Raw genomic sequence first — 21061 nt, forward strand, 5'->3', positions numbered from 1 at the left:
TTAAAGCGAAATGGCAAACCTGAAGGAAGTAAAAGGAAGGATTCAGTCGGTTACCTCGACTCAACAGATCACCAAAGCCATGAAAATGGTGGCGGCGGCGAAGTTGAGGAGGGCTCAGGACAGAATTACCCAAATGCGACCTTATTCTCAGAAGCTCTCGAAAATTATCGGGAATGTTTCTGCCGGGGTAGATACTTCGAGTATTGAGAATCCTTACGCTGAGGTAAGACCTGTCAACAAAGTTTTGTTGGTTGTGGTTACGTCAGATCGGGGCTTGTGTGGTGGATTCAATAGTAGCATCTTTAAGCAGGTTCGTGCGGTTATCTCGGAAAAGTATGCAGATGTAGAAAGAGCAGGCAACCTGACGATTTTGCCTTTAGGTAAAAAGGCCAATGACTTCTACACCAAGCGTGGCTTTAACGTGATTGATGAGCATCACCTTATTTTCCATAATTTGGACTTTACACATTCTATGGAAGCTTCCGATGTAGCCATGAATGGCTTCATCAAAGGAGAATTTGATAAGGTGGAATTGATCTATAATGAGTTCAAAAACGTAGCAACTCAGATAGTTCAGGTAGAGCAGTTATTGCCAATTGAAGCAACTTCAGAGGGAGAGGAAGATTTGAGTACGTCGACTGACTATATCTATGAACCCTCTCAGGAATTTATTTTCTCTGAGATCATCCCAAAATCGTTGAAAGTCCAGTTTTATAAGGCTCTGCTTGAATCAAATGCGGCAGAACAAGGTGCAAGGATGACGGCCATGGATCAGGCAACTGATAATGCGGGTGAACTCTTGAAGGAACTTAAACTGACTTATAACAGAACACGTCAGGCAGCGATTACAAAAGAGATATTGGAGATCGTAGGTGGAGCAGAAGCACTTGCCCAGGGAGGATAATAATCCGACGCACTTTGATTTTTCGATACTATAAATACTTTAGATGGCTCTCATTGGACATTGTTCTGGGAGCCATTGTTTTTTTAGCATTTCTTGAAAAACACTATTCACAGGAGATACAATTAACGGTTTACTTTGCCCTGGCAGCGGCTGTATGGTTGATTTACACAGCGGATCATCTCATTGATTCTGCTCAGGCAGAGGGATCACCAAGAAGACGGTTTCATCAGAAATATTATAAGGTCCTTATTTTCATTGGAGGATTAATTTTTATCCTGGCGATTTTGAATCTCCCATTTCTTCCAGGAGAAGTGCTTAGATCAGGTGCAGTACTCAGTGCATCTTGCATTAGTTACCTTCTACTGGTGTTTTTCTTTAAGAGACTTTGGGTTAAGGAGGTGCTGGTGGCTGTCGGCTACGCCATAGGTATTTTTTTGGCGCCTCTTTCCATGTTGAATCGACTTGATGCTTCGGATACGATGATGGTAGTTCAGCTCTTTATTATCGCGTTGATTAACCTTGTGATATTTTCTCGTTTTGACATTGAGGAGGATACGGGTCAGGGTTTTGGATCAATAGCTATAAGAATTGGGCTGCGTAACACGGATACTTTGATAAAAGCATTGATACTGCTATCAGCAGTGCTCAGCGTTATTGGACTGAATTTGGGTCATGGCATCTTTTTTATTCAGTTGAGCTACCTGATGATGACAGGTGTCTTGGCAATCGTTGACTATTGGCCTTCCTACTTCAACATTAACGAACGGTTCCGTCTCGTTGGTGATGCGGTTTTTTATGTTCCGGTAATTTTTCTCTGGTGAGCAATTTCAATGGTGTTGCCTTCATTTATGATCGGCTTGCCCAATTCGTTTTTGGTCGGGAGTGGAAGGACATTCAAATGGCACCAGCTAAATCTATCAAATCTAATGCGCGTGTACTCATTGTTGGAGGCGGATCGGGAATGATACTAGAGAGGATTGAACCGGGATGTCAGGTAGATTTTGTTGAGCTCTCTGATAAAATGCTCGAAAAAGCCCGAAGGAGAGTAACGAGTGCAACAGTGAAATATGTTCAGGGGGACTATTTGAACTGGTCACCTTCCGGTAAGTATGATGCTGTAGTGTTTCCCTTTTTTCTTGATTCGTTTAATGCTGAAAATCTGTCCTTGATTATTCAAAAGGCGAAAAATGAATTACACCCGAAAGGGCAAATGCATATCGTTGATTTTAGAAAAGGAAACGTGGCACAACGCTTTTTGATCAAACTAATGTATTTGTTTTTTCGTGTTACAGCCAAATTGGAAGGTGATAAACTTCTGGACTTCGATAGTGTATTTACAGCACATGGTTTTCAGAAAACAAGGACTAGTGTGTTTTTAAACCAGTGGGTGTTCTATAGTGTTTATCAGCTCCCTGAGGACAGTATGCCTGTAATGCTTGCGGAAGATTAAGTTATGCGAGTACAGACCACCATTTGAGGCTTATTGGATTGGTCTCTGAATGCTAATACAAATTGCTCCCCACCATCTTTCAAGTTCAATTTCTTCTTGAGTTGTTCCGATGTAAGCGGATGATTCTTTGAGATCACGTTGGCCTTTTGATTGGGAAATAATGTTTTAATGTTTCTCTTATTCACCTCTGATTGTACTTCGAATATCCGACCGGGAAAGGAAGGATTCAGATCTTCTGAAATATATAAATGGGTGTTGGGAGCGACCTTGTTGAGCTGGTAATGTGAGGCGATAGCTTTAAACGCTCCTGCCTTTCTGATCGAGGCATTAGGTTCGTAAATGTATTTCAGGAGGGGGGAATAAACGACTTCTGTGTCTTTCTCATTTTGATAATGGAATCGAAAAGATTCCATGCCACCTTTTTTGAGGTTAATGCAATGTATTTCCGGTTCATATTCCATTTCAAAATCAAGCAGAAAGAGCACTTCCTTACATTCATTTTCCAGACTGACTACATGAACCTCCTTCACGAATTTCAATTGTTGAATGCCCAACTTAATATCAATCATCGGAGCGGCTTTGACCAGAACTTGTTGGGCCTTTTCTCTAAATGAATTCAACAGGCTTACCACATTGGGGCTGCAGTCTTCAAACAAGAAGACTTTTTTTTTGTCAGAATCCCTTCTAGCCGGATCTATAAAAAAGGAAGCTCTCCCTTCAAATCCACCTAAAAAATCTTCAGCACTTTGATTGGATGATTGAATAGAAGAATTGGTAAGTTTTGAGGCATTATACTTGAAAACCGAGGATAACCACGGGTCAATTTCAACATGGGTCGCCCGGTTGAAATTTTCACTCAATGTGATAAGATCTACTCCCATTCCACCGGTTAGATCGATAAGGTGCTGGCCCTGAAGAATGGTCTTTTTGTATAAGGCCGTTTGTTCCGAAGAAGACTGTTCTATGGAAAGAGGAGGAGGAAAGACCAATCCGGAAGTGGCATACCATGTAGGTAGCTTTTCCCTGGCTTTCCTCCTGCTTAATATTTGCTCTGCAGCTTCCCTGGCATCAATTGATTCCGGAGTTTTTCCGAGAATAAGATCATTGATGTCAACCTGTTCATTTTGGATAACAAAATCCTGAAAAACAGGGTTGGTCAGCCGCTGAAGTTTTTCTGACATTAGTACACCAAATGGTGCTCCATCAGGTATTGTGCAATCTGAACTGCGTTCGTAGCAGCACCTTTTCTAAGGTTATCGGCGACGATCCACATGTTTACGGTGTTTGCCTGAGACTCATCTCTTCTGATTCTGCCAATAAACACTTCATCCTTTCCATGAGAATTCAATGGCATTGGATAAACATTGTTTGCGGGATCATCCTCTATGACCACACCGGGAACTTCGGCCATCAGATTGGTCAACTCCTTCAAGTCAAAATCTTTATGAAACTCAATGTTAACAGACTCAGAATGACCTCCCATAGTAGGGATACGTACACATGTTGAAGTTACTTCAATGCTATCGTCACCCATGATCTTCTTCGTCTCATTGATCATTTTCATTTCCTCTTTGGTGTATCCATTAGGTTGGAACACGTCAATGTGAGGAAGTACGTTCATATCAATTTTGTATGGGTAAACCATGTCACCGTCGGTACCCGCACGTTCGTTCATCATTTGATCAACAGCTGCTTTACCAGTTCCGGTCACAGATTGATAAGTCGAAACGACAATTCTTTTGATGCCATACTTTGCGTGAAGAGGCTTCAAGGGCAATACCATTTGTATGGTAGAGCAGTTAGGATTGGCGATAATTCTATCATCAATTCTCAACACGTCACCGTTAACCTCCGGTACAACCAGTTTCTTGGTTGGGTCCATTCTCCACGCAGATGAATTATCAACTACGATTGTTCCAGCTTCTGCAAATTTCGGAGCCCACTCTAATGAAGTGCCGCCACCAGCAGAAAATAAAGCGATATCAGGAGCCTGATCTACAGCTTCCTGCATACCGATCACTGTGTATTCCTTGCCCTTGTAACTAACCTTCTTACCTGCAGATCTAGCAGAGGCTACTAACAATAGTTCATCGAAGGGCACTTCTCGCTCTTCAAGGACTCTGAGGATCTCCTGTCCTACTAGTCCGGTTGCTCCAACAACAGCGATTTTCATGATTTTGTTTTTTGTTTTAATTAACGTTGTGTGGAATAAGAATTCCAGCTATTAACGAACGGCGAATTTACTAAAGGATGACCGTAAGAACCACATTTTCAGCGATAATACTCTGTTTTTCTCTATACGCTAATGCACAGGTTTTGGATGATTTTTCGGATGGAGATTTTACATCTAATCCGGTTTGGGCAGGTAGTGCCTCAGCTTTTAATGTGGTAGATGGTCAACTCAACTCAAATAATGATCCTGATCTTGGAGGCCTGGGTACCTATTACCTAAGTACACCTTCTACTGTTTCTAACGACGCAACATGGGAGTTTTTCCTCGACTTGAAATTTGCAACGTCCAGTGCCAACTATTTTGACGTCTACCTAATTTCTGATCAGGAGGACCTTACGAGTGCATCCATCAATGGCTATTTCGTTCGATTTGGAGATACAAATGATGAGGTTGTTTTATACAAGAGCACTAATGGTATAGCCGAACCATTAATAGATGCCGGAGATAATCTTTTTAACAGTAGTTCAAGTAATCCTTTTAGGATTCGAATAACAAGATCCATCAATAATGTTTGGCAACTTGAATACGATGACGGAGATCTAGGTACTTATACGGTGGCAGGCACAATGGCCGATGGCACATTTACGTCTGCATCATATTTTGGATTCCTTATCGTACAGTCTTCTTTGAATGGCGCTGTAAATGGACATTTTTTAGATGATCTTCAGGTTTATGAGGGGGAGCTTCCTGACAATGACGCTCCGTTTCTTCTTGATGTAAATCCTCTTTCAAGCACAGAACTATCAGTAAGTTTTAGTGAGAAGGTGGACACTATCAGTGCGGAGCTAGAAGCAAATTATTTTATTGATGGAATATCAATTCTGGAAGCCACAATAATACCCGCTGACTCCAGTCAGGTTAAGCTGAGGGTCAGTTCCCTGAATAATGGTGGAAACTATAATTTGTTAGTCAGCAACATTGAGGATATCAGTGGAAATGTGATCGCCGAAAACAGCTCACTACAATTCCACTACCTTGTTTTGAGCGTTCCGGAAGAACGAGACATTGTCATAAACGAATTTATGGTGGACCCTGACCCGGTGATTGCTCTTCCGAATGCAGAATTTATTGAGCTTTTTAATACAACTGATCTATATTTTGATCTATCAGGATTTCAAATCAAAGAAGTCAGTGCTACCGGCACCACTGAAAGCACGGCTGGCCTGGATAGTCTCATTCTCGATCCAGGCGGTTATTTAATATTATGTAAATCGACGAGCGTTTCTTTGTTTGAGGAATATGGCAATGCTGCTGGTGTGTCCGGATTTCCTTCACTCAATCAGAGTAACAGTAGCATTACCCTGCTAAACCCGATGGGTAGGGTGATTGATGAGATTGTCTACAGCTCGCCGTCCTTGAATGGAGTAACCTTTGAACAAATTAATCCTTACCTGGCATGTAACAGTGAATCCAATTATGTAGCATCTTCAGACATTTCCGGAGGCACACCTGGTAGGCAAAATTCTGGATTTGATGATTCTCCTGATATTGAACCTCCTTCAGTAGCTAGTTATGAATTACTAAACTCGAAAGAGCTGAAAGTCATCTTTAATGAGTCCATGGATAGTCTCAGCCTTATCAATGGCGATTACGGCATTCCGGGATTGATGATTGAGAAGGTGGAGGCAAATGGAGATCAGTCTAAGGAATTGACCTTGAGTTTCTCCGAAAACATTCAAGCGGGGACCATTTATTCATTACAAATCGCTTTGGTTGAAGATTGTGAGGGCAATGTTCTGACAAGTGAAATTGAGTTTGGTGTGGGGAGAACTTCCGCATTCAATGAAATATTGATCACCGAAATCATGGCGGATGAATACCCTGTGATTTCTGATTTGCCAGAGGAAGAGTACCTGGAGATTTTTAATGCTACCAATGAAATCCTGTCTCTTGCCGGTCTCAGCTTAACTGATCAGAAGGATACAGCTCATTTTGATGGTGGAAATCTTAACCCGGGAGAATATCTTATTCTTTGTAGGAGTTCAGCAGAGACGAAGTTCCACAAACTGGGTGATGCTCTTGGCCTTTCCGGTTTTCCTTCTTTGAACAATTCCGGGGAATCCCTGTCATTGATTTCAGCAGGTGCATTAATCACCTCAGTAACTTATTCTAAAGACTGGCATGATGAGAGAAAAAATAAGGGAGGTTACGCTCTTGAGTTGAAAGATGTAAATAATCCCTGTGGTGATAGGTTGGTATGGGGTAGCTCGCGAAGTGCTGAAGGCGGTACTCCAGGACAAAAAAATTCTAATACTGAAAATATTCCTGATAACATGGGGCCCGAGCTATTGGAAGCTGTGGTTGTTGGTGAGAATACTATCAGGCTGTCGTTTAATGAACATTTAGACTATGGGGCTGTTCACAATATTGAAATTGTAACAAAACCGGTCTTGAATGTTTTAAGCATTGATCAGGAGCCGATTGATCGACATTTTTTGACTGTCAGGTTTGAGGAGGAACTACAGGTTAATAAGGTATATGAATTAGTTGTCAAAAGGGCTTATGACTGTAATGGAAATGGCATCAAATCCGGCACCTCTACCTTCGTAAGGCCCGATCAGGTTGACAGTATGGAGGTGCTGATTAATGAAATACTTTTCAACCCGAGAACAGGGGGTGTTGATTTTGTTGAGCTCTATAATAATACTGATCGCTACTTTGATTTGAAAGGCTGGCAGTTGGCGAGAAGAGACGAAGGATATTTGATTCAGTCCAGTCTGATTTCTCAAAACGAGAAGATCATAGCTCCGGCTAAACACCTTGCTTTAACGATTGATCCCGAAGTGCTATTCATCGAATATCCCAAAGCCAATGCGAAGCAATTTTATGAAATGAATGGCATGCCCACTTACCCAAACGATAATGGGACTGTTGCGCTTCTTGATGTTGAAGGAAATATTTTGGATGAGTTTACCTATGACGAGGACTTTCATTCAAGTCTATTAGGGAGTGTGGATGGTGTTTCACTGGAAAGAGTAGATTATGATGCACCCACACAGCAGGAAGACAACTGGTCATCAGCCTCAAGCATGGTTGGTTTTGCTACACCAGGCTATGTTAACTCTCAGCATTTTGATGCTCCACAGGAAATTGGAGAACTAAAAATTGAGCCCAAAGTATTTGTTCCGGGAACTTCGGGGCTCCAACAAAGTTTCACGACGATCAATTATCAGTTCGAAACAGGAGGGAAATTTGCCAATGCCCACATATATGATCAAAATGGGCGAATAGTCAAAGAGTTGCTCAATGGCGCTTCACTTTCCACATCAGGATTTATTAAATGGGATGGTACCAATGATCATGGAATGGCTGTGAGAACGGGATATTATGTGGTGCTTTTTGAAGTTTACGACGGTTATGGGAAGAAAAAAATCCTGAAGGAAACGGTCGTAGTGGGGTGGAATTAATAAAGCCCCACCAATTGGTGGGGCCTGCAGTATTATTTTTCTGCTTTGGTCATCTTCATCAATTTAGGTTCGCTGGTGTAAATGAAATCGCCATGCCAGGGTTCAAAGTATTTACCTACCATATCAAAAAAGGCTTTTCGTTTGTCTTCCTTCGGCCAATTCTTTTTGATGAGTTTGTCATTCATTTCAGCCATTTTTTCCAAATCGCTTAGGCTATTGACGACAAATACTTCTATGAAATCGCGGCTGTCAGCACCATAAAAATGTCGCATTGGATAATATGCTTTTATCACATCATTTTTAAAAATGACCTTTTCCCTAAAGGTTTTCATGGCGTCCTGAATCTCATCCATAGAACCATCCTCAGGCATTCGTGCAATTCTGCTTTTTCTGACGTAGTAGATCATTGAAGTGTCAGGCATTGACTCTAACGTCTTTGACTCAGGTACCGAACTGTAAATTTCGTCCGAATGCATAGTGGAGTACGCTTGGGACTGTTTTTTAAAGAAGGCTTTGCGCTCATCTTCATCAGGCCAGGCTGCTTCGATTAATTCCTTGTTTCTTTCCTGAGCCTTATCAATGGCAGCCAGATTTTCGTAAACCGAGACAAAAAGAATTTCTGAATTGTCCGCTGTATAATAGTGATAGAGGACATTAGCACCCTTGATGTGTTCATTTTTCATGGTCACATTTTCATGAAACTTGGTCTCAGTCTCCAGCCAACTATCAATGTTGATGTCTTTGTCGAAAGACCAGTGAGCAGTACTAACGCTAACTATCTGAGCAGATAGAGGAACAGCTACCAGCAATGAGCAAAGTAGCATCGTGTAGATTAATGCGGATTTTTTTCTCATAATGATTAGGGTTTAGGGGTTTAAGAATTCAGATGTTCTGTACTTTTTCCGCTGATAACCAATAAGATATGAATATATATGATACAAGTCAACGGTTATTATTTGAGTGGTCAGGCGTAGTTAAATATTAAACTTTGTTGTATTTGAAATAGCCTTCCATGTATTGTGATAGGATGTATAATTTTGCCGCATGCCACAATATGAAATGAAAGTAAGCCCGGAAGTGGGTTTTGATGAGGAGCAGCTTGTTTCTTTTTTGAAAGCTAAAAAGTGGCTGAGTGATGGGCAGTATCACCGCATTGTAAGGCGGTCGGTAGATGCCAGGCAGAAGAACGTGAAAGTGAATCTGCTAGTTGAAATACTCTCGGCGCCCGCAGAGGTAGAGTTTGTTGAATACTTTGAGCGAGATTATGATGTGAGAAATGCTGACCCCGTGATTATTGTGGGGGCTGGGCCTGCCGGATTGTTTGCAGCATTAAAAGCAATTGAGGGTGGACTAAACCCGATTGTCCTGGAGCGTGGCAAGGACGTTAGGTCCCGACGTAGAGACCTGGCTGCAATCAACAAAGATCATGTGGTAAACCCTGAAAGCAATTATTGTTTTGGAGAGGGAGGTGCCGGAACTTATTCGGATGGCAAGCTCTATACACGTTCGAAGAAAAGAGGCAGTGTTCGGAGGATCTTTGAGATTCTCGTTGCACACGGTGCAACAGAAGAAATACTCTATGAATCTCATCCGCACATCGGAACGAATAAATTACCAAAGCTTGTAACCGCTTTGAGGGAATCCATTGAGCGTGCCGGAGGGCAAGTGAAGTTTGATAGCAAGGTGATCGATTTCATCATTGAAGATGGAGAAATGAAAGGAGTGAAGTTGGACAATGGTGAATATTTGAAAGGGGTAGCCGTTTTGCTGGCTACCGGTCATTCGGCCCGTGATATTTTCAGGCTTTGTCGGGAAAGAAAAATAAAGATAGAGGCTAAGCCCTTTGCATTAGGAGTGAGAATAGAACACCCCCAACAGGTGATCGACAGCATCCAGTACCATTGCGAAGACCGTGGGCCCTACCTGCCGGCCTCTTCCTATGCATTGGTATCTCAAACCAACTTTCAAAATGTTGAGCGTGGAGTATTTAGCTTTTGCATGTGTCCGGGAGGATTCATCGTGCCCGCTGCGACTTCTCCCGGAGAGCTGGTGGTAAATGGAATGAGTCCGTCAAGGCGGGACAGCCGCTTTGCCAATTCTGGAATGGTAGCTGCTGTGGAGTTGGAAGACATTAAGGAATTCCAAAAGTATGGCGAGTTGGCGGCCATGGAGTTCCAGGCCGAGGTAGAGAAAAGGGCATGGACAATGGGTGGCCAAAGTCAGGTAGCTCCGGCACAGCGTATGATCGATTTTGTCAATGGCAAAACTTCCAGGGATTTACTTGAGACGTCCTATCAGCCTGGGCTCACAAGTGTCGATATGCGAGAAGTGCTACCTGAGTTCATCACCAGTAGGTTAAGACAGGCATTTAAGATTTTTGGAAAAAGGATGAAAGGTTACCTGTCGAATGATGCTCAGCTTATTGGTGTGGAAAGCCGCACCTCTTCCCCTGTTCGTATACCAAGAGATAAAATGACATTTGAACACATCGAAGTGAAACGTTTATTTCCATGTGGGGAAGGTGCCGGATATGCGGGAGGTATTGCCTCGGCAGCCATGGACGGTGAAAAGTGCATGGAAAAGATCATCGCTATGTATGCCAAATAATGGGAGTGTAAATCGGATTTAAATCTTAGGGAATTCTTACATTGTTTATGAAGCCAAGAATTTCTTTGTAAATTCAGATAAACAATAAAAACCTATAGAATATGAAAAAAAGATATGCAACAGCCGTGTGGACTGGAGGTAAGAGTGGTAAAGGACATCTTACTACGGAAACCACCGTCCTTAATCAAACTCCATATACCTTTAGTTCCAGATTTGAGGATGGTACAGAGACCAATCCAGAAGAATTGGTGGCAGCGGCTCATTCAGGCTGCTTTTCCATGAAGTTGAGTATAGTCCTGGAGGATGCAGGTTTTAAACCCACTTCTTTGGAGACGAAATCGGAAGTGACAATCGATAGTGGTGTAGTGACCGGGTCGCATCTGACCTTAAAAGCACAGGTAGATGGTATTAGTGATGAGCTTTTTGCTAAATGTGTCAAGGATGCGGAGGAGAATTGCCCAATATCCAAGTTATTGGATACAAAAATTACCGTTGATTACACCCTTAATTGATCACCTCTCCCAAATAATTTCCCTGATCGGGGAGGTTTTTCTCAAAATGAGAAAATATTGGAGATATGCCAATAATTAAAGCACTGATTATCAGTGCTTTAATTTTTTTTGGCACGTTGGCATGAGATTGGTAACATCGGTTGGCATAGGCGGTAAATAGGGGTCTCGGGTGGAATGCCCGGGATCTTTTTTTTTGAACCAAAAAATTTAGAAAGATGAAAAATTTTCTAATGACAATATTGGCCGTCCTTGTCCTTTGGGGATGTACCAGCGATAATGAAAACTTTAGGAAAAGAGGTGAGGCGTCAATGCAAGTGACACTCATAGACCACCCAGCTGATTATGAAGCTGTATTGGTTGAAGTGATCGGTTTTGATTACAAGCTTGATACAACTTTCGCGGAGGAGATGGACGACGAAGACGAAATGGAAGAAGATTCCACTGAAGAAGAAAGTGGAAGTCGTTTTGCAAGTGATGATGAGGGATCTTGGACTTCAGTGAATGTGGAGCCAATGATTTATGATTTACTAGAACTTAATAATGGAACTGAGGCTTTGTTAGCCGATTTTAATCTGCCAACAGGAGAAATTGAACAGGTGCGTTTAATTCTTGGTGAGAACAATGCGGTGGTTGTCGATGGGGATACGATCGCATTGACTACACCTTCAGGACAAACCTCCGGGGTTAAACTCAAAATCGAGGAACCGATTGAGACCGGAAAAAATTACAAACTCGTTCTGGATTTCGATGCATCTAAATCCGTAGTGGAGGCAGGACACGTAATGGATGCAGAAAATCACAAGAAGTATTTACTTAGTCCAGTGATTTATGCTCACTTATTCGAGATTGAAGAAGAAGATCTTTTTGGATCGGTAACAGGATTCGTTTACCCGGCACCTGATTCAGTATCATCAATAGCATATTTGATCGACGGGGAAGAGGATACCATCACAACCTACCCGGAAGAGATATCAGGATATTTCTCATTCGAAGGATTGGAGACCGACACCTTTAACCTGGCCATCATTCCTACAGATAGCAGTGGACTATCAGCTATCATGGTCAACGACATTATTGTCGGAGAAGCAGAAACTGTGGAGCTAGACACATTAAACTTCTAGTTACTTTATTTAATTGGTTGGTTAAAAAAGCCCGTGTAAGACGTACATGGGCTTTTTCCTTTTTTGGCCCTCCAGCCATAAGAATCAATCCTAAAACCTGTGGGGTCACTTCAAAAAACACAAAAAGTTACTGTTTACTCAAATAAGTAAGGCTATAAACCCCTATAAGACTTGTGTTAACTCTGTCTCTGTTTTCTCGGTGGTCTTCGGGGTGAGAGAAAGGGAGGAAATTCTCATCTCGGAATGTCGTTATTTGGAAAGTACAATTGCCTTACAGAAACATTGCTTGATCCGTAATTTTGAATTCCGGATTTATTCATCCTCTATAGAGATGTTTGGCTGGTGATGGATTGGGAAATTGCAGGAATTGGCAATAAAGCAGAGTTCATGAGCTTTCTCATGGAGGCTAAAGGCCAAATCTACTTTATCTACATTGGCAATTGTGATTTTCGGATGTAGCGTAACACTCGTAAATCTCCCACCTCCATTTGATATTTCTTCCATCGTACCCTCGGCTGCATCTTCATACGTAGTGACAATAATATCGTTGATGGCACATAGATGCAGATACCAAAGCATGTGGCATGATGACAAAGAAATTACAAGAAGTTCTTCCGGATTGTAACGTGTTGGATCTCCTCGAAAGGCAGGGTCAGAGGCCATATTAATAGGGTCGCTCTTTCCATTAATGGTAACCACATGGTCGCGCTTATAGGAGGTGTAATCGGCGGTTCCTTTACCCAGATTTCCAGTCCAGGATATTTCGGTTTTATAATGGTGAGTCTTCATTTGATTAAAATTTGAGATGCTTGACCGTTGTAGAGTGATTGATCAATTTTTTCAAGGATTCAATCCCAATTTTAAGATGCTCTTTTACAAATTCTGCCGTAACCTTTTTATCACTAACGTCCGTTTTGACGCCTTCAGGAATCATAGGTATATCTGAAACAAGCAGTAGTGCTCCCGCGGGGATTTCATTTGCAAATGCCGCAATGAATATGGTGGCAGTCTCCATATCAATGGCCATAGCTCTGAGCGTGGTGAGGTACTCCTTAAACTTGGTATCGTGTTCCCAAACACGCCTGTTAGTAGAGTAGACCGTACCCGTCCAGTAGTCGTGACCATAATCTCTGATAGCTGCTGAAATAACCTTTTGAAGAGCGAAGGCCGGAAGCGCCGGTACTTCTACCGGCATATAATCATTGCTGGTACCTTCTCCTCTTATCGCAGCAATGGGTAGGATAAGATCCCCCACCTGATTTTTTTGTTTGAGTCCACCACATTTGCCAAGAAAGAGGACAGCCTTTGGCTCAATGGCACATAACAGGTCCATGACGGTGGCGGCATTTGGGCTGCCCATACCAAAATTGATGATGGTGAGTCCATCTGCTGTGGCACATTGCATACTATTATTGATTCCTTGAATTTCAACATGATGCCATTGTGCAAAGAGCTCAACATAATTCTTGAAATTGGTGAGGAGTATGTATTCACCAAAATATTCCAGTGGCTGTCCCGTATATCTTGGAAGCCAGTTTTTAACTATTTCGTCTTTTGTTTTCATAAGCCGTTTCCGTTAATACGTAAGATCTTCATTTTTTATCGGGATCATAAAATATCCAAACCAACTTTCATTGGCATTTTTTATTGACTAAATTCTAAGCCAATGGACGAAATCACATTGGTCAATTTACTTAATAAAATATGTGAGCATAGTGACACGCTAGACTGGAGACTCAATTGCACTTACGACGATGGCCTGAGTACTTCGATCATGAAAATCGTACTTTTTGATCGCGGTAATCAAAAGAAATATGGCTACCTGGCATTCAGAATGGAGACAGCGACCATGATTGCGGGAAAGTATAAACAACTGATGCCATTTAAAGGTAGGGGAAGTGTTGTAGATGCGTTATTGGACATCCTGCATTATGAGACGGCTACTAAATTGCCTTCTTATAATTGATGCTCATATTTGGTAATTGCCTGGTCTGCAGCATGCTTACCAGCATCGATTAGCTCTTGTGCTTTGTAAAATTCAAAGGTACTGGCGGCATTTCTGGAGACTTGTACAAGCATCTCGGGCTTGTATTTTTCTACCAGCAGCGAGGTCATTTTGTCTTGCATCAGATCAATGGAGTCATTGACAAGGTCAAAAAAACCAAACTTATTTTTAGTTTCGGACTCGCCACCCGGCAGCAGCTTGCTCCACTTGCTCAGGAAGCTTTGTATCTTCTTATTATAATCCTCCTTCTTCTTTTTTTCCAGCTTTTCATCTACGACCAATTTCTCGTATGGGAAAATACCATTTACATCTGAAACCACTAACAGCTCTCCCTTCATCCTTTTGGCATAATTGATTGGTACCGGATTGGTTATCGCCCCATCAACGTAATAGGTGCCGTCAATATTTACGGGTCTAATGACCGTAGGAATAGCCACTGAAGCTTTCATTGCGTTGTATAGACTACCTGTCTTGAAAACTGCTTCTTCTTTGGCTTTAATATCAGTTGCTATGGCACAATAGGGGATTCTAAGGTCTTCAATTTGCTGGTCTTCCATAATTTCCTCCAGCACCTTAAAGATTTTCTCACCTTTCACAAATCCTTGAGTAGAGAAAGTGAAATCAAGTAAGCCAAATACATCGAGCCGGTCTAGTTTGACTACCCACTCACGATATTCATCCAGCTTCCCGGCAGAATAAAAGCCACCAATCACCGCTCCAATCGAGCACCCAACGATGGAGGAAATCTCATAACCGCGCTCCAACAATTTTTCGATAACTCCAATATGTGCAAGGCCTCTTGCACCTCCGCTGGAAAGTACAAGTGTCACATTCTTAGACATAACTACAGATTGTTATCAATGATCTGAGATAATTTTTGACCAATGCCCTCCTGGTAGCCCAGAAGTTTTTCAGTAATCATTCCATCACGGTTCAGGACAATGTGCGTTGGGAAGATGGTGATACCCAAATTGATTGTTTTGGTCATATGACCTGGTATCAGTGTGTAATCAAATGGCCTTCTTTCAATGAATTTGGTTACGACAGGGCCAATATCGTTGGCGAATGCCAGAAAGATCACTTCTTTATCCGAATAGTTCTCAACCACTTCGTTTAGTTCGGGCATCTCCATGACACAAGGTCGGCACGAGGTGAACCAAAAGTTAAGCACAACCACTTTTCCCTCCAGCATATCAGGAGAGATGGTGTTGCCCTCCAGATCAACCATTTCCTGAAATGGGAAGTATTCTCCCGCTTCTAAAGAAGGAGGGCGTTTTATATGAACTTCCTCGTTATCATCCTGAATATCAGCTATGTACTGTCCGGTGCGCAAAAGCTTCAGTCCCTTTTTGTAACTGACCTCCTTGCCATTTTTGTAATAGGTATATGAGGGGTCCAGCTTGATCTGGGCTTGTGCCGTGATCAGCGCAAATAGAAACGCAAATGCAAGTGTGAGAAAAACTTTCATATTCAAAGCAGTGATAATCATTTTAAAGATAAGCAGATTACCCACTGTTTTGTTCGACATGCACGTCAATTTTAGGACATAGATGTCATTTCAGGGCATTCCATAGAATCTCTACAGGATGCATGGATTTTCTGCCTGTCCCGTCTTTGATCTGATGTCGACAGCTTGTACCCGGTGCAGCTATGATCACTTCTTCCGGTTGCTTTCTTACGGTTGGAAATAGTACGAGCTCACCTATTTTCATAGAGAGGTCAAAATGCTCCTTCTCATATCCAAAGGACCCTGCCATACCGCAGCAACCTGAGGGGATAAGGTGTACTTCGTTACCTCCAAGCTGCGTCAGAAGTTTCTTGGTGGGTGTCAGTGAAGAAAGCGCCTTTTGCTGACAATGTCCATGCAATTTGATCAGCTGTTTTTGCTCTTTGAAAAGCGATTTGTCAATGTTCCCTTTATCCAGTTCTCTGGCAAGGAACTCTTCTATCATAAAAGTGTTTTCCCCGATTTTGAGGGCTGCCGCTTTTTCATCACCTCTCACCAGATCAGGATACTCATCACGGAAGGTAAGTATGGCTGATGGTTCCACTCCGACAAGTGGTGTTTCTTCAGAAATAAGGTCTTTGTAGAGTGTGATATTTTCCTTTGCCAAATCACGGGCTTTTTCAAGCAATCCTTTAGACAAGAATGTACGCGCAGATTGACTGTGCTTAACATACTTCACCTCATAGCCCAACTTGTCCAGCAATTTGACTGTCGTAATACCTATTTCAGCCTCATTGAAGTTTAACAGTTCGTCAATGAAGATGTAGACGGATTTTTTTCGAGCGCTAACCGATGGTTTGAATTCCTTCAGAAACCATTTTTCCCAGGTGGTTTTTGACAGTTCGGGCATGCTTCGCCCATTGGCAAAGCCGATCACAGATTTTGCAATGCTTGACGTAAGTTTATTACTAAAGGCCAGTTTGTAACCCCAGGTCAGGGCCGAGGCCAGTTTCATTCCACCGGCAAAGTTTCCTATCAATTTGTTTCTGAAAGGCACCCCTTTCTCCTTGTAGTATTGGTATTGCCATTCTTGCTTGAGTTTACCCATGTCAACATTAGATGGGCATTCTGATTTACAACCTTTACAGCTCAAACAAAGGTCAAGAACCTCTTTGATTTCTTCGTGGGCGAATGGGTTCGGTTTTTCAGAACGCGTGAGCATCTCCCTAAGGATATTGGCACGTGCGCGAGTAGTATCTTTTTCATTTCGAGTGGCCATGTAACTTGGGCACATGGTCCCTCCGGAGAGTTCAGTTTTTCGACAATCGCCTGAGCCATTACATTGTTCGGCAGCACGGAGATATCCCTGGCTTTCCGAAAAGTCCAGGATCGTTTCAAATTCCTTGGTTTCCTGATCTTTTTCGTATCTAAGGCTGGTGTCCATTGGAGGAGTATTGACAATTTTGCCTGGATTGAAGATGTTATGCGGATCCCATGTTTGCTTGACCTGTTTGATCAACTCATAATTATGCTTACCGATCATTTGGGGGATGAACTCACCACGCAGTCGACCATCACCATGTTCTCCTGAAAGTGAACCCTGATATTTTTTTACCAGTGTAGCAATGTCCTCTGCCACTTGTCTGAATTGCTTCACACCCTCAGTAGTTTTCAAATTGAGAATGGGTCTGAGGTGAAGCTCTCCAGACCCTGCATGGGCATAATGTACACAATACAGACCGTGTCCTTCCAGGGTTCTGTTGAACTCAGCAATAAAGGCCGGAAGGTCTTTTACATCAACCGCAGTGTCTTCAATAACAGGGGCTGGTTTTGCATCACCGGGAACATTGGAAAGCAAACCCAACCCTGCTTTTCTTAGCCCCCAAACTTTGCTGATGTCATCACCGCCAACAATTGGGTAGGAGTAGCCCAGCTTGTTTTTCTTGAGATCCTCAATAAGTGCTGCAGCCACTTTTTCTGCTTCCTCTTCTGTCTCACGGGTTAGCTCGACCACCAAAATGGCTTTGGGATCACCTTCCACAAAAAACCGATAAGCCCGGTACATGGCGTTACGCTTGGTGGCTTCAAATACGTAGTGATCCATCAGCTCGCAGGCTGAAGGCCCATGATTGAGGGCGATCAGGTTGGCATGCAGCGACTCATCAATGGATTCGCAGTGAATACAAACCAATTTTTTATGAGGAGGAGCTAGCGGGGTCAGCTTGATTTTGGCCTTCGTTACAAAGGCTAATGTACCCTCCGATCCCGCAATCAGGCCACAGAAGTTGAAGTGGTCACCTTCCTGGTTAAAGGGCTGCATGCGGGCGAGCATATCTATAGCATAACCGGTGTTTCGTCTTGGGATCGATACCTTAGGAAATTCCTTTTCAATTTCTTTGATATTATCCGCTTTGGAAAGCATTTCACGGATGTGGAAGTAGATGCTGGCTTCCAATTCGCCATTTACGCTCTGACCATTGGCTTTGGCCAAAAAAGCATTTTGATCCAGGCTGCCAAAATGTGCTGTGCTGCCATCTGCCAATAGGGCTTCTACCTCCAGAAGATGTTCTCGGGTACTACCGTATACGACTGAGTTTGATCCACAGGAATTGTTTCCGATCATACCTCCGATCATGGCGCGGTTAGCTGTAGAGGTTTCCGGTGCAAAGAAATAACCGTAAGGTTTGAGGGCACGGTTCAGGTCATCTCGCACAATGCCAGGCTGAACAATGGCCCAACCTTCTTTTTGGTTGATCTCAATGATTTGATCGAAGTGAATGGAAACGTCCACCACGATTCCGCCACCCACGACCTGTCCTGCCAAAGAGGTTCCGGCCGTTCTCGGAATGATGGATGTATGGTTTTCTTTGGCGAACTTGATAAGTTCAACCAGATCATGGTCAGTTTTTGGGTGTGCTACAGCTGCGGGTATTTCTCGATAAGCAGAGGCATCTGTTGCGTATAATTTTCGGGTCGTCTCGTCAGTAAAAAGGGCCCCTTCCAGCTTTTTCTCTAATTCACCAAAATTCATGTGTAGCAAGTCGTTTTTTCCAGTCACATAGAATTCACCCCAAATCCATATTGGGATTCATTTCATGGCGCAAAATTAACTTTTACACAGGTAATTATTCCTGTTGTCAGAATAATTCGCTTGATGAGTATTGCTGAGGCCTTATTTCAAGAAATTAGACTTTCTTCAAAACGACTCCAACGCGGCTCGGCAAATAGATACTAAGGAAATGCTCCCCGAATAGTGTTACGGTCGGGTAGGTCATGGCATCATCCAATCTGTCAAAACCTCCATATTCTTTCTTATCTGAATTGAGGATGATCTTGTACTTTCCTTTCTCGGGCACTCTAAATCGGTAATCCGGGATAGAGTTATGGTGATGGAAATTCAATGCGAAAATCACATTGTTACGCTCGTAAACCATGGTGTGATTGGTTTCATCCATGTTAAGCTGCTGCCCAGGCAAAGCATTTATGATATTGTATTCATTCACCATTTTCACCATATCAGCACCGAAATTGTACAGGTACTGATATCTTAATTCAGGATGCTCCTGAAGGTTCCATTGTCTACGCGCATATTTATAGCTCCAACCATTTCCCTCTCGGGGAAAGTCTACCCACTCGGGATGACCAAATTCATTTCCTATGAAGTTTAGCCAGCCTTCACCTCCCAGACTAATGGTGAAAAGTCGTATCAATTTATGTAGTGCAATACCTCTGTCGATGATCAGGCTTTCATGATTGATATGCATGTGGGTATACATCTCCTTGTCCATTAGCCAAAAGGCAACCGACTTGTCTCCCACCAGAGCCTGGTCATGAGATTCTGAGTAGGCAATGGTACGCTCTCCATACCTTCTATTGGATAGGGTTTGCCACATTTCATGAATATTCCATTCTTCGTCAGACTTGTGTTTCAGTAACTTGATCCAATAATCCGGAATGCCCATGGCCAGGCGGAAATCAAAGCCTAGTCCACCTTCCTCTACAGGTCTGCAAAGTCCAGGCATCCCACTCATATCTTCAGCGATCAAAATGGCATGTGGTTTTATTTCCTTAGCAAGAACATTTGCCAACTGAAGGTAGGTCAGAACGTCCCAGTCAGTATCATTAAAGTACTTATCGTAATGGTCAAAGGAGATATTTCCGTGGTGGAAATAAAGCATAGATGTGATGCCATCGTATCTGTAACCGTCGAAGTTGAACTCCTCAATCCAGTACTTCACATTGGAAAGCAAGAAGCGCTGCACCTCTTCCTTGCCGTAGTTGAATAGCTTGGAGTCCCATTGATCGTGATTTCCTCTTCCACCAGGATGAAAATATTGATCTTCCGTACCGTCAAACTCATTAAGGCCTTCCGCAATATTTTTAACCGCATGCGAATGAACAATATCCATCACTACAGCGATGCCCATGCCATGAGCGGTATCAACTAATTCTTTAAGATCATAAGGTGTTCCGAATCGGCTTGATGGAGCAAAGAAGCTGCTTACATGATAACCAAAGGAGCCATAATATGGATGCTCCTGTACCGCCATGACCTGGAGGGTATTATATCCTTGTTCCTTGACTTTTGGAAGAACCTTTTCCGTAAATTCCTTATAAGTTCCTATTCCCTCCTTCTCCTGGGCCATACCAATATGACACTCGTAGATCAGTGGTTTTTCATTAGGGGTCTTAAGATCGAATTTTTTGTTTTTCCATTTATAGGGTTTGGCAGGATTCCAGGCTCGCGCCGTAAAATCATAGTTCACCTCGTCCTGAGTACAGTACTTAGCATAGGCAGGGATTCGATCCATGCTGCCATTGTTCCCTACCACATGAACTTTGAAAGCACTTTCATGCGCTATTCCGGATTTGCCGTCTGGAATAAAGATCTCCCAAACACCAAACTGATTTTTTTTCATTGGGTGAGACTCTTTGTCCCACTTATTAAAATCTCCGGTGAGATAAAGTGCATGTGCATTAGGAGCCCACTCACGGTACCACCAGCCTTTCTCTTTTTTGCTATAATTCAGTCCGTAATATTCGTATGCGCTCGCGAAGGCCTGTAGACTTCCATAATTTTTTTCGATCTCCTTCTTTCGGTTTTCAAACCGTGCCGTGCGGTTGTTGATGTCATCAACGTAAGGCGAAAGCCATGGATCATTCTGAACCAGGATTGGAATTTTTGTCTTTTCAGGCATGTGGGTTAGTTCGTTTAGAGCAATATAGATATACGATCATTGAGACAAAAGTATTTAACGAAAGCGGTATTGTATTAATTATTTATCAATGAAATATGATATTCAATGTTAAAATGTTTGATAAACTCTATAAATGATTAAAAAATTGCAACTGAAGAGGTATTTGATTTGATTTTG

The 21061-nt window shown here is 42.5% G+C and carries 17 protein-coding genes; 8 read left to right on the plus strand and 9 right to left on the minus strand.

The features are described 5' to 3' along the window. Positions 1-10: 10 nt before the first annotated feature. From atpG to NXR94_RS03050, 3 genes are read left to right on the plus strand one after another with little or no spacing between them, the layout of a single operon-like run. Positions 11-904 carry an ATP synthase F1 subunit gamma gene (gene atpG / locus NXR94_RS03040; RefSeq protein ID WP_258103096.1) on the plus strand — a complete coding sequence of 298 codons (894 nt, stop codon included), beginning with the start codon at positions 11-13 and terminating at the stop codon, positions 902-904. 14 nt (positions 905-918) lie between these two features. Continuing rightward, positions 919-1725: a hypothetical protein gene (locus NXR94_RS03045; protein WP_258103097.1), complete on the plus strand. Its 807-nt coding sequence runs from the start codon at positions 919-921 to the stop codon at positions 1723-1725. Further along, on the plus strand, positions 1722-2354 hold the full coding sequence (locus NXR94_RS03050) for a bifunctional 2-polyprenyl-6-hydroxyphenol methylase/3-demethylubiquinol 3-O-methyltransferase UbiG (RefSeq protein ID WP_258103098.1): 633 nt from the start codon (positions 1722-1724) through the stop codon (positions 2352-2354). Before NXR94_RS03045 ends, NXR94_RS03050 begins: the two co-directional genes overlap by 4 nt. On the opposite strand, the gene NXR94_RS03055 is transcribed toward NXR94_RS03050, so the two are convergent. Beyond that, on the minus strand, positions 2351-3535 hold the full coding sequence (locus NXR94_RS03055) for a hypothetical protein (RefSeq protein ID WP_258103099.1): 1185 nt from the start codon (positions 3533-3535) through the stop codon (positions 2351-2353). The genes NXR94_RS03050 and NXR94_RS03055 overlap by 4 nt on opposite strands. Beyond that, the gene (locus tag NXR94_RS03060; RefSeq protein ID WP_258103100.1) at positions 3535-4527 is read right to left on the minus strand and encodes an aspartate-semialdehyde dehydrogenase; all 993 of its coding nucleotides are present in this window, start codon (positions 4525-4527) and stop codon (positions 3535-3537) included. The genes NXR94_RS03055 and NXR94_RS03060 overlap by 1 nt, the downstream gene beginning before the upstream one ends. Positions 4528-4604: 77 nt before the next feature. Between NXR94_RS03060 and NXR94_RS03065 the strand changes: the two genes are divergently transcribed. Then, positions 4605-7994 (plus strand): lamin tail domain-containing protein, encoded by a 3390-nt coding sequence (locus NXR94_RS03065; protein WP_258103101.1) that lies wholly within the window; start codon positions 4605-4607, stop codon positions 7992-7994. A 32-nt stretch (positions 7995-8026) separates the two neighbouring features. Here the strand turns inward: NXR94_RS03065 and NXR94_RS03070 are convergent, their stop codons facing one another. Continuing rightward, on the minus strand, positions 8027-8848 hold the full coding sequence (locus NXR94_RS03070) for a hypothetical protein (RefSeq protein ID WP_258103102.1): 822 nt from the start codon (positions 8846-8848) through the stop codon (positions 8027-8029). Positions 8849-9038: 190 nt separating this feature from the next. Here NXR94_RS03070 and NXR94_RS03075 point away from each other — a divergent pair, with 190 nt between their 5' ends. The 3 genes from NXR94_RS03075 (at position 9039) to NXR94_RS03085 (ending at position 12234) form a co-directional block, all read left to right on the plus strand. Beyond that, positions 9039-10601: an NAD(P)/FAD-dependent oxidoreductase gene (locus NXR94_RS03075; RefSeq protein ID WP_258103103.1), complete on the plus strand. Its 1563-nt coding sequence runs from the start codon at positions 9039-9041 to the stop codon at positions 10599-10601. A 101-nt stretch (positions 10602-10702) separates the two neighbouring features. Continuing rightward, on the plus strand, positions 10703-11113 hold the full coding sequence (locus tag NXR94_RS03080; protein WP_258103104.1) for an OsmC family protein: 411 nt from the start codon (positions 10703-10705) through the stop codon (positions 11111-11113). Positions 11114-11328: 215 nt separating this feature from the next. Next, the gene (locus NXR94_RS03085) at positions 11329-12234 is read left to right on the plus strand and encodes a DUF4382 domain-containing protein (RefSeq protein WP_258103105.1); all 906 of its coding nucleotides are present in this window, start codon (positions 11329-11331) and stop codon (positions 12232-12234) included. A 312-nt stretch (positions 12235-12546) separates the two neighbouring features. Here the strand turns inward: NXR94_RS03085 and NXR94_RS03090 are convergent, their stop codons facing one another. After that, the gene (locus NXR94_RS03090) at positions 12547-13023 is read right to left on the minus strand and encodes an OsmC family protein (protein WP_258103106.1); all 477 of its coding nucleotides are present in this window, start codon (positions 13021-13023) and stop codon (positions 12547-12549) included. Between the two features lie 4 nt (positions 13024-13027). Further along, the gene (locus tag NXR94_RS03095; RefSeq protein WP_258103107.1) at positions 13028-13798 is read right to left on the minus strand and encodes an AMP nucleosidase; all 771 of its coding nucleotides are present in this window, start codon (positions 13796-13798) and stop codon (positions 13028-13030) included. Between the two features lie 102 nt (positions 13799-13900). Here NXR94_RS03095 and NXR94_RS03100 point away from each other — a divergent pair, with 102 nt between their 5' ends. Next, entirely contained in the window at positions 13901-14200 is a 300-nt protein-coding gene (locus NXR94_RS03100; protein WP_258103108.1) for a hypothetical protein, read from the plus strand. Here NXR94_RS03100 and NXR94_RS03105 read toward each other — a convergent pair. The 4 genes from NXR94_RS03105 to NXR94_RS03120 form a co-directional block, all read right to left on the minus strand. After that, positions 14191-15081, minus strand: coding sequence for a patatin-like phospholipase family protein (locus NXR94_RS03105; protein WP_258103109.1), 891 nt, complete (start codon positions 15079-15081; stop codon positions 14191-14193). The two genes, NXR94_RS03100 and NXR94_RS03105, sit on opposite strands and share 10 nt — an antisense overlap. Positions 15082-15083: 2 nt before the next feature. Continuing rightward, positions 15084-15767, minus strand: coding sequence for a TlpA disulfide reductase family protein (locus NXR94_RS03110; RefSeq protein WP_258103110.1), 684 nt, complete (start codon positions 15765-15767; stop codon positions 15084-15086). 25 nt (positions 15768-15792) lie between these two features. Beyond that, positions 15793-18717 carry an FAD-binding and (Fe-S)-binding domain-containing protein gene (locus NXR94_RS03115; protein WP_258103111.1) on the minus strand — a complete coding sequence of 975 codons (2925 nt, stop codon included), beginning with the start codon at positions 18715-18717 and terminating at the stop codon, positions 15793-15795. 154 nt (positions 18718-18871) lie between these two features. Beyond that, a complete protein-coding gene (locus tag NXR94_RS03120; protein WP_258103112.1) occupies positions 18872-20884 on the minus strand; it encodes an alpha amylase C-terminal domain-containing protein in 2013 nt (670 codons plus the stop codon). Between the last annotated feature and the right edge of the window lie 177 nt (positions 20885-21061).

This window comes from Marinoscillum sp. MHG1-6, from assembly GCF_024714475.1.
GTDB lineage: Bacteria > Bacteroidota > Bacteroidia > Cytophagales > Cyclobacteriaceae > JAMZMI01.

Coding starts and splice junctions, on each gene's coding strand:
- NXR94_RS03115 (WP_258103111.1), bottom strand. CDS start 18,717: ATGAATTTTGGTGAATTAGAGAAAAAGCTGGAAGGGGCCCTTTTTACT.
- NXR94_RS03075 (WP_258103103.1), top strand. CDS start 9,039: ATGCCACAATATGAAATGAAAGTAAGCCCGGAAGTGGGTTTTGATGAG.
- NXR94_RS03065 (WP_258103101.1), top strand. CDS start 4,605: ATGACCGTAAGAACCACATTTTCAGCGATAATACTCTGTTTTTCTCTA.
- NXR94_RS03060 (WP_258103100.1), bottom strand. CDS start 4,527: ATGAAAATCGCTGTTGTTGGAGCAACCGGACTAGTAGGACAGGAGATC.
- NXR94_RS03085 (WP_258103105.1), top strand. CDS start 11,329: ATGAAAAATTTTCTAATGACAATATTGGCCGTCCTTGTCCTTTGGGGA.
- NXR94_RS03120 (WP_258103112.1), bottom strand. CDS start 20,884: ATGCCTGAAAAGACAAAAATTCCAATCCTGGTTCAGAATGATCCATGG.
- NXR94_RS03095 (WP_258103107.1), bottom strand. CDS start 13,798: ATGAAAACAAAAGACGAAATAGTTAAAAACTGGCTTCCAAGATATACG.
- NXR94_RS03105 (WP_258103109.1), bottom strand. CDS start 15,081: ATGTCTAAGAATGTGACACTTGTACTTTCCAGCGGAGGTGCAAGAGGC.
- NXR94_RS03070 (WP_258103102.1), bottom strand. CDS start 8,848: ATGAGAAAAAAATCCGCATTAATCTACACGATGCTACTTTGCTCATTG.
- NXR94_RS03080 (WP_258103104.1), top strand. CDS start 10,703: ATGAAAAAAAGATATGCAACAGCCGTGTGGACTGGAGGTAAGAGTGGT.
- NXR94_RS03055 (WP_258103099.1), bottom strand. CDS start 3,535: ATGTCAGAAAAACTTCAGCGGCTGACCAACCCTGTTTTTCAGGATTTT.
- NXR94_RS03090 (WP_258103106.1), bottom strand. CDS start 13,023: ATGAAGACTCACCATTATAAAACCGAAATATCCTGGACTGGAAATCTG.
- NXR94_RS03100 (WP_258103108.1), top strand. CDS start 13,901: ATGGACGAAATCACATTGGTCAATTTACTTAATAAAATATGTGAGCAT.
- atpG (WP_258103096.1), top strand. CDS start 11: ATGGCAAACCTGAAGGAAGTAAAAGGAAGGATTCAGTCGGTTACCTCG.
- NXR94_RS03110 (WP_258103110.1), bottom strand. CDS start 15,767: ATGTCGAACAAAACAGTGGGTAATCTGCTTATCTTTAAAATGATTATC.